Below are 11285 nucleotides of genomic sequence, written 5' to 3'. Positions count from 1 at the left end.
GACCAACGCGGCGCGCGCCTGCTCGCTGCGGGCCGCCGCGTGCGCCGCTTCCTCGGTGGCAGCCTCCGCGGCCTGCTCGGCGGTGCGCGCCGCATCCTCGGCGAGGATCAGCGCCTCCTGCGTGGCGGCGAGCTGGCCGGGCAGGGCGGTCTCCGACGCCGCCACCAGGGCGGCCTCGGCATCCAGGCGGGCCAGCGCCTCCGCCGCGTCGCGTGCGGCGCGTTCGGCGAGGGCGAGGTCGTCGGTGATCTGCGCAAGGCGGGCTTCGGCGGCCTCCAGGGCGGCGCGGGCGCGCGCTTCCTCGCGGCCGAAGCCTTCCTGCTCGACACGATGGCGCTCGAGCGCGGTGCGCGCCTCGGCCTCCGCCAGGCGCGGTCCTGGAAGCGCCTGTTCGGCCGTGTGAAGGGCGATGGTCGTGGCGTGGGATGCCGCTTCTGCCTCGGTGACCGCGCGGCGCGCCGCGTCATGCTGGGCCTGCGCGGCGCCGAGCGCGGCCTGGGCGCGGGCGGCGAGCAGGGCCAGCCATTCGCCCTCCGCCGCGCGTACCAGGCCCGAGATATTCCGATAACGATTAGCCTGCCGCGCCTGGCGCTGGAGCGATTGCCGCTGGGTATCCAAAGCCCCGAGCAGGTCTTCGGCGCGGGCGAGGTTCTGCTCCGCCTGGCGCAGCTTGAGCTCGGCCTCATGGCGCCTGGCGCGCAGGCCGGAGATGCCGGCGGCTTCCTCCAGCACCTGGCGACGATCCTCGGGGCGTGCCTGAATCAGCGCGGAGACCCGGCCCTGGCTGACCATGGCCGAGGAGCGGGCGCCCGATCCAATATCGGCGAACAGGGTCTGCACGTCGCGCGCCCGCAGCTCGCGCCCGTTCACCTTGAAGGCGGAGCCCTCGCCGCGCGCGATGCGCCGGGTGATCTCCAGCTCGGCGACGCTCTCATTGGGCGGCGGCGCGAGGCCCGCCGCATCCTCGAGCGTCAGCGTCACCTCGGCCATGTTGCGGCCCGGGCGGGCGGAGGTGCCGGCGAAGATGATGTCGTCCATCTCGCCACCGCGCAGCGAGCGCGCGGAGCTTTCGCCCATGGCCCAGCGCAGCGCCTCGACGACGTTCGACTTGCCGCAGCCATTGGGGCCGACGATGCCGGTCAGGCCGGGGAGCACCTCGACATTCGTGGCCTCGGAAAAGCTCTTGAAGCCGGCGATGCGGATGCGGCTGAGCGTCGCCGCCCGGCCGGCGCGATCAGGCGACTCGGCCTGCGGCGGCTGCGCAGCCGGCGACATCGGCGCAGCGGGGTCGTCGCCGGTGGGGTCCTCGATGCCGTGCGTGCCGCCGTCATCGGGGGTTGTCATGGTCAGCGCGCGGCCTCTTGGGCGAAGCGATCATAGGCGATCGCGCCGGAGACCGAGCGGGTGCCGAACACGAAGGTGGGCGTCGCCTGCACGTTGAATTCGCGCTCACCCCGCAGGCGGAGTTCCAGGATGCCGCGTTGCAGCGTCTCGCTGCCCCAGGCCTCGTCGAAGGCATCGCGTGCCATGCCTGCCAGGGCGGCGATGCGGAACACCTCCTCCTTGTTGTCGATGCCGCGTGCGAAGGCCCAGCGGTTCTGCGTCGCGAACAGGGCGCCGATATAGCCCTCGTAGCGGTCGTGCGGCAGCGCGCGGCCGACGGCGGCGGCGGCGAGGCCGAGCTGGTCCAGCGGGAAGTCGCGCCAGACCATGCGCACGCGCCCGGGCTCGACCAGCTGCGCCTTCACCTGCGGCCAGGTCTCGTTGTGGAAGGCCGCGCAGTGCGAACAGGTGAGCGAGAAGAACTCCGTCACCACCATGGGCGCGGCCGGGCTGCCCGCTCCGCGCTCGCCGAGTCGGGGGTCGGTCGCGCCAGGCGCAGGCGGCGCGGTGGGATTGGGGGCAGCGGCCGGCAGACCCGGCGGCGTTGTGGCACGGCTGGACTGGGCGGTGGTCTGGTGTGGCCAGAGTTGCCAGCCGGCGAGGCAGCCGGCTACGGCAACTCCACCGGCGATGACGAGGGTACGGCGCGGCACGGGCATCGAGGGAATCCTTCGAACGTCTCAGCGTGGCTTCCGATAGACGCTGCGGCCAAGCTTTTCCAGCGCCGCCCGCAGATCGCCCGATGCCACCCCGGTGATGGCCGCCTCGACCCGGGGCGGGATGATGCCGGCGCCGCGAAGGCGGAGGGCGGCCGGAACGGGTGGCGCTTCCTGCACGAAGCGGAGTCGCTGCACCGGCGCGCCGCCGACCTGCTGGTTGATCCGCGCGATGATCTCGCCGGCGATATGGGTGAGTTCCATGGCGACCGGCCCCGAGCAGGCGATGGTCAGCGTGCCGGCGCTGAACTTCTTCGGCACCGTCACGGCCGCCAGCGCGGGACCGACCAGGCTCGGCCAGTCCGCCATCAGCTGGGCGCCGGCGGGGCTGCGGCGCTTGAAGGCGGGCCGGGTGATCCGCGGCAGCAGCGCTGCCAGGGGGCGCGGACCGCCGAAAAATCGGTCATTCTCCTCCGCCATGGCCTCCGCCTCGCTCCTGCTCGCCTGGTATGACCGGCACCGCCGCACGCTGCCCTGGCGCGGCACGCGTGATCCTTACCGCGTCTGGCTCTCCGAGGTCATGCTGCAACAGACGACGGTCGCGGCGGTCACGCCCCGCTACACCCGGTTCCTCGAACGTTTTCCCGATGTCGCGGCGCTGGCCGCCGCCCCGTGGGAGGCGCTGGCCGAGGAATGGGCGGGGCTGGGCTACTACGCCCGGGCGCGAAACCTGCATGCGGCGGCGCAGGCCGTGGTGGAGCGGGGCAGCTTTCCCGGCGACTCGGCGGGGTTGGCGGCGCTGCCGGGGATCGGCGCCTATACGGCGGCGGCGGTCGCGGCCATTGCCTTCGACGAGCCCGTCATGCCGGTGGACGGCAATGTGGAGCGGGTGACCGCACGCATCTTCGCCGAGCAAATGCCGCTGCACGCCGCCAAGGTCCGGCTCGCGCGCCTGGCTGCCGGGTTCATGGCGCAGCCCGAGGCGCGGGCGCGGCCGGGGGATTTCGCCCAGGCCATGTTCGACCTGGGTGCGACGATCTGCACGCCGCGGCGGCCGGCCTGCGCGCTCTGCCCCTGGTCAGGCGAATGCGCCGCACGCGCGCTGGGCATCGCGGAGACGCTGCCGGCCAAGGCCGCGAAGAAGGTCCGCCCGGTGCGGCATGGGGTGCATTTCCTGCTCCGCGACGCGGAGGGCCGCATGCTGCTCCGCCGCCGCCCGCCAGAGGGCCTGCTCGGCGGCATGCTGGAAGTGCCCGGCACCGCCTGGCGCGAGGCCGGCTGGGCGATCGAGGAGGCCATGCCCTTCGCGCCCATCCGCGCCGGCTGGCAGGTTCTGCCGGGCGAGGCGCGGCACGGCTTCACCCATTTCGAGCTGCGCATGCGGCTGCTGGTGGCGCGCTGCCCGTCCCTGCCGCGGATCGAGGGCTTCGAGGCGCATCCCGGCGAGGGCCTTGCCCTGCCCACGGCCATGCGCCGGCTGCTCGCGCTTGATGCAGCGGCGCTGCCTGTGGCAGGGAAGGTGTGACATGTCCCGACAGGAAACATCCCGATGACCCCTGCGATCGCTTCCCCGCGGCTGGCTCTGCGCTTCTGGGCGCTGGCGCTGCTGGGGTCCTGGGTGATCGCGGCCTCGGCGCAGGTGGCGGTGCCGCTCTGGCCGGTGCCGATGACCCTGCAGACGCTGGCGGTGCTGCTGCTGGGCGCGCTCGGCGGCGCACGGGTCAGTGTCGCGAGCGTCGTGCTGTACTTGGCGCAGGGCGCGCTCGGGGCGCCGTTCTTTGCCAATGGCTTGGGCGGCGCCGCGGTGCTGGCCGGTCCCACGGCGGGCTACCTGCTGGGCTTCCTGCCGGCGGCCTGGATCGCCGGGCAGGCGCGCGGTGGCTGGTGGCGGAGTGGCGCAGTCCTTGTCGCAGCCCACCTGGTCCTGTTCGTCCCCGGCGTCGCCTGGCTCGCGCAGTTCGTGGGTCTGGAGCGTGCCGCCATGGCGGGCTTCGTGCTGTTCATCCCCGGCACGCTGGTCAAGACCGGCCTCGCGCTGGTGGCGCTGCGCGGCATCCGCCGCCAGGGCTGACGCAGAGCGGGCGGTCCGTCGCATGGATGCCGGGCCACTCGCGGCAACAGCGGAGCCGCGCGGGTTGCTGGCGCCGCCGCGCGGGCGGCTCTACGGCGCCACCTACCTGATCCTGGCGCTGATCTTTCTGGGCCTGTTCGTCGAGCACCTGGTCGAGGGCGACGCCGTCCAGCGCGGCGACCGCGATTTCCTGAGCTTCTACGCGGCATCCCGGCTCGCCTGGGACGGACTTGCGGCCAGCGTGTGGAACCGCGCCGCGCACCAGGCCGCCGAGATCGCCTATCTCGGGGCGCAGCGCGGCTACTTCGCCTTCTACTACCCGCCGACCTACCTGCTCACCTGCCTGCCGCTGGGCGCGCTGCCGCTGTTCGGCGCCTATCTCGCCTGGGTTGCGGCGACGGTGGCGCTGCTCGCCGGAGTGCTGCGGCGGGCCGGGCTCGGTTGGATCGGCATCGCGGTGCTGGTGATTTCGCCTGCCGGCATCCTCACCATCACCACGGGGCAGAATGCCTTCCTGACCACTGGGCTGTTCGTGCTCGCCGGCCTGACGCTGGCGGGGCGGCCCGGCGTCGCGGGCGCCTGCTTCGGCCTTCTGACGATGAAGCCGCAGCTGGGCCTGATGGTGGTGCCGGCCCTGATCGCGGCGCGGCGCTGGGGGGTGCTCGCCTGGGCCAGCCTGGCGACGCTGGCCTTCGCCGGTGCCGCCGCGCTGGTGCTGGGCAGCGAGAGCTGGAGCGCCTTCCTCGCGGGCAGGCCCGCGGCGCAGTCGGGGATGGAGGTGGAGCTGCAGATCTTCAAGATGCAGAGCGTCTTCGCCGTGGCCCGCCAGCTCGGCGCCGGGACCACGCTGGCCTATGCCGCGCAGGCCGGCGCGGCGGTTGCGGTGGTGGTGGCGCTGTGGCCGGCGCTGCGCCGACGGCCCGGAGGCATGCCCGAGGTCGCCGCCATGGCCGCGGGTGGCCTGCTGATGACGCCGTTCCTCCAATTCTACGACCTGATGCTGCTGACGCTACCCATGATCGCGCTGGCGCAGTCCGCGTCGGCCGATGGCGTATTGCCCGGCGAACGGGGCGGCGTGCTGCTGCTGCTGCTCGGGCCGGGGCTGTCCTATGCCTCGGGCTGGGCGTTCGGCGTCTCGTTCGGGCCGCTGCTGGCCGTGCTCGCGGTGGCGATGCTGCGCCGGCGCATACTGCGGCCCGAGGCGATCACGCCACCAGCCCCTGGTTGATCTCGGCGCGGAACTCGTCGATCAGGCGCAGCCCGCCGCCCGGCGTCTCCGCGTACCAGAACGCCCAGCCATTGCACGAGGGTGCTTCCATCAGCGCGGCGCCGACCTTGTGGATGGACCCGGCAAAGGCGCCGCAGCGCAGCGTGCCATCGGCGCCCACGGTCGCGGAGTAGCGCCGCGCGCGGTCCTGGAGGCGCGACCCCGCCGGGATCAGCCCGCGTTCCACCAGCACCCCGAACGGCACCCGCGGCTGCTCCCGCTTCGAGGGCAGCGACAGCGCCGCCGCCGATGCGATCGGCGCAATCGCTGCGATGCGCGCCGCGGCGGCCGCAGCATAGCCAGGATCGCGCTCGATCCCGATGAAGTGGCGGCCCAGCCGCTTGGCCACCGCGGCCGTGGTCCCCGAGCCGAGGAACGGGTCGAGGATGATCTCGCCCGGCGCGGTGGAGGCCAGGATCACGCGGTGCAGCAGCGCCTCGGGCTTCTGGGTCGGGTGCAGCTTCACACCGGCGGCGTCGCGCAGGCGTTCGGCGCCGGTGCAGAGCGGGATGAACCAGTCGCTGCGCATCTGCTGGTCGTCGTTGAGCGACTTCATGGCGGCGTAGTTGAAGCGGTACTTGCTCTCCTGGCCGCGCGCGGCCCAGATCAGCGTCTCATGGGCGTTGGTGAAGCGGCGGCCGCGGAAATTCGGCATCGGGTTGGCCTTGCGCCAGATGACGTCGTTGAGGATCCAGAAATCGAGGTCCTGCAACGCGACGCCGAGCCGGAAGATGTTGTGGTAGGCGCCGATCAGCCACAGGGTGCCGTCGCGCCGCAGCACGCGGCGCGCCTCGGTCAGCCAGGCGCGGGAGAAGGCGTCGTAGGCGGCGAAGCTGTCATACTTGTCCCAGTCGTCGTCGACCGCATCGACCAGGCTGTCATCGGGACGCCGAAGATCGCCGCGGAGCTGGAGGTTGTACGGCGGGTCGGCGAAGATGGCGTGCACCGAGGCCGGCGGGAGCGACCGCAACGCCTCGATGCAGTCGCCGACCAGGATCTGGTCGAGCGGCAGGTCCAGCCCAGTGCCCACGTAGAAAAATCCCCTCGCGCCCAAGAATCGCAGGCGCGACTCCGGGGGTCAAGCGGCGCGGACGCTGTGCGCTTCCTCGACGGCGGCGAAGCCACGGCGGTGATGCGGGCAGGGGCCGTGCTGGGCGAGTGCGGCCCGGTGCATGGCGGTGGCGTAGCCGACATGCCGGGAGAAGCCATAGGCGGGCCAGCGGGCGCAGAGCCTGCGCATCGCGCGGTCCCGCGTCACCTTGGCGAGGATCGAGGCGGCTGCGATGGAGAGGCACAGCCCGTCGCCGCCGATGATGCAGCGCGTCTCGCAGGGCAGCGCAGGCGCCCGGTTGCCATCGATCAGCGCGAGCCCCGGCATCACCCGTAGCCGCAGCACCGCGCGCCGCATCGCGAGATGGGTCGCGCCCAGGATGTTGAGCCGGCCGATCTCCACCGCACTCGCGGCCGCGATGGCGAAGCAGACATCGGCGGTGAGCAGCGCCGCATAGGCGATGTCGCGCTGTTCGGCCGTCAGGCGCTTGCTGTCGTCGAGCAGCGCGGCAAGCGCCGGGACCGGCGGCGAGAGGAAGATGACCGCCGCGGCGAGCACCGGCCCGGCGAGTGGGCCTCGCCCGGCCTCGTCGACGCCGGCAACGCGTCCGGCATGGCTGGCCTCGACACTGAAATCAGGGGGCAATGGGTAAGGTCCACAGGATTTGCCACCATCCTAACGATTCTGCGCGATTCGGACATAATCCCCGTCAGCGGCTTCAGAACAGCGCCAGCTGGGCGCCCGGCACCTTGAAGTGCGAGCAGTCGAGCCGGATCTCGCCGCCCTTGGCCCCCCGCCCGGCGCGGTCCAAGCCCAGGCGCTTCATCGCCAGCGCGAAGCGGCGGGCCATCAGCTCGGCATAGGCCCCGGTCCCGGTCTGGCGGACGCCGAAGCGGCTGTCGTAGAGCGCGCCGGCGCGCATGTCGCGCACCAGCGCGAGGATCTTCCGCGCCCGGTCGGGCATATGGTGGTTCAGCCAGCTTTCGAACATCGGCGCGATCTCGAGCGGCAGGCGCAGTGCGACGTAGCCCGCGTGGATGGCGCCGTGCTGCTGCGAGGCCTCCAGGATGCGCTCCATCTCGGCATCGTTCAGCCCCGGGATCATCGGCGCCGCGAGCACGCCGGCCGGGATGCCGGCATCGGTCAGCGCGCGCAGTGCCGCGAGGCGCCGCGCGGGCGAAGCGGCGCGCGGTTCCATGATGCGCGCGAGCCTGGGGTCGAGGGTGGTGACCGACAGGCAGACCTGCACCAGGTTCAGCCGCGCCATGCGGCCGAGGATGTCCACGTCACGCAGCACGCCCGCCGACTTGGTCACGATGGTAACCGGATGGCTGAACCGCTCCAGCACCTCCAGCACCCGCCGGGTCAGCGCGACGGTGCGCTCCACCGGCTGGTAGGGGTCGGTGTTGGCGCCGAGGGCCACCGGGCGCGGCACGTAGCCGGGCCGGGAGAGCTCCTTTTCCAGCAATGCCGGCATGTCGGGCTTGTAGAAAAGCCGCGTCTCGAAATCGAGGCCGGGCGAGAGGCCCAGATAGGCGTGCGACGGCCGCGCGAAGCAATAGACGCAGCCGTGCTCGCAACCCTTGTAGGGGTTGAGCGAGCGGTCGAAGCCGATATCGGGGCTGTCGTTCCAGGCCATGGCCGAGCGCGAGCGCTCCGGCGTCAGCGTGGTGGGCAGCGGCGGCAATTCGGCGAAGGTCTCCGCCAAGGTGGACCAGCCATCGTCGAAGGCGTGGCGGGTCGTGGTCTCGAAGCGGTTCTGCGGGTTCGCGGTCGCGCCGCGCCCGTCCCGCGCGGTCGGCGGCAGCGGTGCCGTCGGGTCCGGATGGCCGGCGAATTTCCGCTCGGCAGGCCGCGGGTTGCGTGCGAAGTTGCCGCCGTCGGGCATGGTGAGTTCCCCGTTCGTTCACGCTCAACCTAGCCAAATTGGCGCCGTTCGGTCAAGAACATTCATGGAACACGAGGCCGTGCAGGCCGCTGCGGCAAGCCCCGACCTGTCTTGCCTGAGCGTCGTCATCCCCACCCTCGAAGCGGCCCGGGTGCTTGGCGCAACGCTCGATATTCTGGCCGGGCGGGTGGGCGAGATCGTCATCGCCGATGCGGGCAGCGCCGACGCGACGCAAGCGATCGCCCTGGCCCATGGTGCGCGCATCATCCTCGCGCCGCGCGGGCGTGGCGGGCAGATCGCTGCCGGCATCGCGGCTGCGCGCGGCGCGTGGCTCCTGATCCTGCATGCCGACACGCAGCTGCAGCCGGGCTGGATTCAGGCCGTCGCGGATGCCATGCGAGACCCTGGCCGCGCCGCCTATTTCCGCTTCACGCTCGACGATGCCTCACGGCCCGCGCGCCGCCTGCAATGGGCGGTCGCGCTGCGTTGCCGCTGGTTCGGGCTGCCTTATGGGGATCAGGGGCTGCTCATCGCATGCACACTGCTCGATCAGGTGGGCGGGGTGCGCCCGATGCCGCTGATGGAGGATGTCGACCTGATCCTGCGTATCGGCAAGCGCCGCCTGACGGCGCTTCCCGTAGCGGCGGTGACCTCGGCCGAGCGTTTCCGGCGGGGCGGGTGGTTGCGCACCTCGGCGCGCAACGTGATGTGCCTGGGGCTGTGGTTCGCGGGCGCATCGCCGGAGCGGATCCGGCGCATCTATGCGTGGTGGTGAAGCGGCCTCAATTCCCCTTCAGATGTTCCTGCAGCCGAGGCATCAACTCCACCAAGTTGCAGGGCCTGAAGCGGCTGTCGAGCTGGTGAACAAGGATGTCGTCCCAGGCATCCCTGCAGGCGCCGGGGCTGCCAGGCAGCGCGAAGAGGTAGGTGCCGCCCGAGACACCGCCGATCGCGCGCGACTGGATGGTCGAGGTGCCGATCTTGGCGTAGCTGAGCATGCGGAACAGCTCGCCGAAGCCGGTGATCTCCTTTTCCAGCACGCGGGCGAAGGCCTCGGGCGTCACGTCGCGCCCGGTGATGCCGGTGCCGCCGGTGGTGATGACGCAGTCGATCGCCGGTTCGGCGATCCAGGCGCGCAGCACCTCCTCGATCAGGCTCGCATCGTCGGCGACGATGCCGCGGTCGGCGACGCGATGCCCGGCCGCCTCGATGCGCGCGACGAGCGTGTCGCCGGAGCGGTCGGAGGCGAGGTCGCGTGTGTCGCTCACCGTCAGCACGGCGATGGCGACGGGCAGGAAGCGGCGAGTTTCGTCGAGCGGCATGGCGGACCTCCGAAGCGCAGGGTTCACTTGGTGCGGCCCCGCGGCGGGTGCCATGGTCGCCGGGAATACGCGCCTGGGAAAGTTCCGTCGATGCTGCGCATCCGCCATGTCACGGAGGAGGATTTCTGGGCCTGGCGCCCCTTATGGGACGGCTATAACGCCTTCTACGGCCGTTGGGGCGGCGCCGCGCTGGAGGAGAGCGTCACCCAGACGACCTGGTCGCGCCTGCTCGACCCGGCCGAGCCGATGCAGGCCATCGTGGCCGAGGAGCATGGTGTGCTGCTCGGCCTTGCGCACCTGATCTTCCATCGCAACACGACGCTGATCGGCCCGGTCTGCACCCTGCAGGACCTGTTCACCGCCGAGGCCGCGCGCGGGCGGGGCATCGGGCGTGCGCTGATCGAGGCCGCATACACCCAGGCTCGGGAGGCCGGCGCGGCGCGCGTCCAGTGGTGGACCCATGAGGACAACTACGCCGCGCGCCAGCTCTATGACCGCATGGCGCAGACGGCCGGCTTCATCCTGTATCGCGCCTACCTGTAGGCGCTCAGCGCCGCGCTTCGTTGCGGCGGAGCATGGCCAGGATGTCCTGGGTGGAGGCGAAGCGCGGGAAGGTGCCGGCGGCCAGCGCATCGAGGCTCGGCGTGGGGAAGCTGAGCCGCGCCGCATAGGCCCAGGAGAAGACCAGCACGCGCTGCACGTAGTCGCGCGTCTCGTCGAACGGGATGCTCTCGATGTAGAGGAATGGGTCGTCGCGATGCCCGGTCGGCGGCTGCCAGCGCATGACGTTCCCGGGGCCCGCATTGTAGGCGGCGAGGATGCGGATCAGGTCGCCCTCCATGCCCGCCTGGCGCGTGAGGATGAGCAGGTAGCGCTGGCCGAGCTCGAGCGAGAGGCCCGGCTCATGCAACCGGTCGATCGCATCGCCGGCCAGCGTCGGGTCGTTGGCGACGAAGGTCGCGGTGTCCGGCATCAACTGCATCAGGCCGCGCGCGCCGGCGGTGGAGACGGCGTCGGGCTGGAAGTTCGATTCCTGCCGGGTGATCGCATAGAGCAGCGCCGGGTCGACGCGGAAGCCGCCCTCGGGGGCTAGGCGCGGCATCGGCACGCGGGCGGCGAGGCTGCCGGCCCGCGCCTCCGCACCCGGCAGCCGGGCGGCGAGCTGGGCGGTCAGGTGCGTCATGCCGGCATGGCCGGCGACGGCGTGCAGCGCGCGGAGGAAGTTCGGGTTCTGCTCGGCCCGCGGCCACAGCCGGCGCAGCTCCGCCTCCGCCCGTTCGCGCTGGCCGACCTGGAGCAGGGCGAGCGCGCGCCACCCGCCGGCGACGGCCGCGATCAGGCTGGCATCCTCGCGCGCGGCGGTGCCGCGGCCATCGTTGAAGCCGGCGTCGAGACCCAGCGCACGGCGCGCCACCTGGCCGTAGAAGCTGCCCGGCACATTGGCGGCCTGCAGCATCCACGGCACGTACTGGTCGGGGCGGCGGGTGCGCACTGCGGCGCGCGCCGTCCAGTAGGCGGCCGCGCCCTTCTGCGCGGGCGAGGCTTCCTCGGCGCGGGCGGCGGCTTCGAAATAGGGCAGGGCGGCGTCGATGCGGCCGAGCGCCCAGGCGGCGAGGCCGGCGGCGTAGGCGGCGCGCCCGGTCGGCT

The 11285-nt window shown here is 72.2% G+C and carries 13 protein-coding genes; 5 read left to right on the top strand and 8 right to left on the bottom strand.

Annotated elements, in window-relative coordinates; genetic code table 11:
* The 3 genes from GXW79_RS21065 to GXW79_RS21055 form a co-directional block, all read right to left on the bottom strand.
* Window positions 1–1344 (bottom strand): AAA family ATPase (locus GXW79_RS21065; protein WP_246504201.1); only part of this gene is annotated, 1344 nt, incomplete at its 3' end.
* Window positions 1345–1346: 2 nt separating this feature from the next.
* Window positions 1347–2042 carry a DsbA family protein gene (locus tag GXW79_RS21060; protein ID WP_211876426.1) on the bottom strand — a complete coding sequence of 232 codons (696 nt, stop codon included), beginning with the start codon at window positions 2040–2042 and terminating at the stop codon, window positions 1347–1349.
* A gap of 21 nt (window positions 2043–2063) precedes the next feature.
* Window positions 2064–2519 carry a DUF721 domain-containing protein gene (locus GXW79_RS21055; protein WP_211876425.1) on the bottom strand — a complete coding sequence of 152 codons (456 nt, stop codon included), beginning with the start codon at window positions 2517–2519 and terminating at the stop codon, window positions 2064–2066.
* Here GXW79_RS21055 and GXW79_RS21050 point away from each other — a divergent pair.
* The 3 genes from GXW79_RS21050 to GXW79_RS21040 are packed head-to-tail and all read left to right on the top strand — an operon-like array spanning window position 2518 to window position 5338.
* Window positions 2518–3564: an A/G-specific adenine glycosylase gene (locus tag GXW79_RS21050; RefSeq protein ID WP_211876424.1), complete on the top strand. Its 1047-nt coding sequence runs from the start codon at window positions 2518–2520 to the stop codon at window positions 3562–3564. The two genes, GXW79_RS21055 and GXW79_RS21050, sit on opposite strands and share 2 nt — an antisense overlap.
* Before the next feature lie 24 nt (window positions 3565–3588).
* Complete coding sequence (locus GXW79_RS21045; RefSeq protein ID WP_211876423.1) at window positions 3589–4110, top strand: biotin transporter BioY; 522 nt, start codon at window positions 3589–3591, stop codon at window positions 4108–4110.
* A 22-nt stretch (window positions 4111–4132) separates the two neighbouring features.
* Complete coding sequence (locus GXW79_RS21040; RefSeq protein WP_211876422.1) at window positions 4133–5338, top strand: glycosyltransferase family 87 protein; 1206 nt, start codon at window positions 4133–4135, stop codon at window positions 5336–5338.
* Here the strand turns inward: GXW79_RS21040 and GXW79_RS21035 are convergent.
* The 3 genes from GXW79_RS21035 to GXW79_RS21025 all read right to left on the bottom strand — a co-directional run bounded on the left by GXW79_RS21035 (window position 5316) and on the right by GXW79_RS21025 (window position 8316).
* A complete protein-coding gene (locus GXW79_RS21035; RefSeq protein ID WP_211876421.1) occupies window positions 5316–6407 on the bottom strand; it encodes a site-specific DNA-methyltransferase in 1092 nt (363 codons plus the stop codon). The genes GXW79_RS21040 and GXW79_RS21035 overlap by 23 nt on opposite strands.
* A 48-nt stretch (window positions 6408–6455) precedes the next feature.
* Window positions 6456–7073, bottom strand: coding sequence for a ribonuclease HII (locus GXW79_RS21030; RefSeq protein WP_211876420.1), 618 nt, complete (start codon window positions 7071–7073; stop codon window positions 6456–6458).
* Window positions 7074–7146: 73 nt separating this feature from the next.
* Window positions 7147–8316 carry a PA0069 family radical SAM protein gene (locus tag GXW79_RS21025; protein WP_211876419.1) on the bottom strand — a complete coding sequence of 390 codons (1170 nt, stop codon included), beginning with the start codon at window positions 8314–8316 and terminating at the stop codon, window positions 7147–7149.
* Between the two features lie 64 nt (window positions 8317–8380).
* Between GXW79_RS21025 and GXW79_RS21020 the strand changes: the two genes are divergently transcribed.
* A complete protein-coding gene (locus tag GXW79_RS21020) occupies window positions 8381–9091 on the top strand; it encodes a TIGR04283 family arsenosugar biosynthesis glycosyltransferase (protein ID WP_211876418.1) in 711 nt (236 codons plus the stop codon).
* A 7-nt stretch (window positions 9092–9098) separates the two neighbouring features.
* Here GXW79_RS21020 and moaB read toward each other — a convergent pair whose 3' ends face one another.
* Window positions 9099–9638 carry a molybdenum cofactor biosynthesis protein B gene (moaB, locus tag GXW79_RS21015; RefSeq protein WP_211876417.1) on the bottom strand — a complete coding sequence of 180 codons (540 nt, stop codon included), beginning with the start codon at window positions 9636–9638 and terminating at the stop codon, window positions 9099–9101.
* Between the two features lie 90 nt (window positions 9639–9728).
* On the opposite strand from moaB, the gene GXW79_RS21010 reads away from it, so the two are divergent.
* On the top strand, window positions 9729–10181 hold the full coding sequence (locus tag GXW79_RS21010; RefSeq protein ID WP_211876416.1) for a GNAT family N-acetyltransferase: 453 nt from the start codon (window positions 9729–9731) through the stop codon (window positions 10179–10181).
* Window positions 10182–10185: 4 nt separating this feature from the next.
* Here GXW79_RS21010 and GXW79_RS21005 read toward each other — a convergent pair.
* The coding region (locus tag GXW79_RS21005; protein ID WP_211876415.1) for a lytic transglycosylase domain-containing protein at window positions 10186–11285 on the bottom strand (1100 nt) is incomplete at its 5' end.

Origin of the sequence: Plastoroseomonas arctica (assembly GCF_018128965.1) — a bacterium.
GTDB lineage: Bacteria > Pseudomonadota > Alphaproteobacteria > Acetobacterales > Acetobacteraceae > Plastoroseomonas > Plastoroseomonas arctica.
Note: the sequence above shows the minus strand (reverse complement) of the source record. Positions and strands in the feature narration are given on the sequence as shown.

Coding starts and splice junctions, on each gene's coding strand:
- GXW79_RS21020 (WP_211876418.1), top strand. CDS start 8,381: ATGGAACACGAGGCCGTGCAGGCCGCTGCGGCAAGCCCCGACCTGTCT.
- GXW79_RS21045 (WP_211876423.1), top strand. CDS start 3,589: ATGACCCCTGCGATCGCTTCCCCGCGGCTGGCTCTGCGCTTCTGGGCG.
- moaB (WP_211876417.1), bottom strand. CDS start 9,638: ATGCCGCTCGACGAAACTCGCCGCTTCCTGCCCGTCGCCATCGCCGTG.
- GXW79_RS21025 (WP_211876419.1), bottom strand. CDS start 8,316: ATGCCCGACGGCGGCAACTTCGCACGCAACCCGCGGCCTGCCGAGCGG.
- GXW79_RS21040 (WP_211876422.1), top strand. CDS start 4,133: ATGGATGCCGGGCCACTCGCGGCAACAGCGGAGCCGCGCGGGTTGCTG.
- GXW79_RS21010 (WP_211876416.1), top strand. CDS start 9,729: ATGCTGCGCATCCGCCATGTCACGGAGGAGGATTTCTGGGCCTGGCGC.
- GXW79_RS21060 (WP_211876426.1), bottom strand. CDS start 2,042: ATGCCCGTGCCGCGCCGTACCCTCGTCATCGCCGGTGGAGTTGCCGTA.
- GXW79_RS21050 (WP_211876424.1), top strand. CDS start 2,518: ATGGCCTCCGCCTCGCTCCTGCTCGCCTGGTATGACCGGCACCGCCGC.
- GXW79_RS21055 (WP_211876425.1), bottom strand. CDS start 2,519: ATGGCGGAGGAGAATGACCGATTTTTCGGCGGTCCGCGCCCCCTGGCA.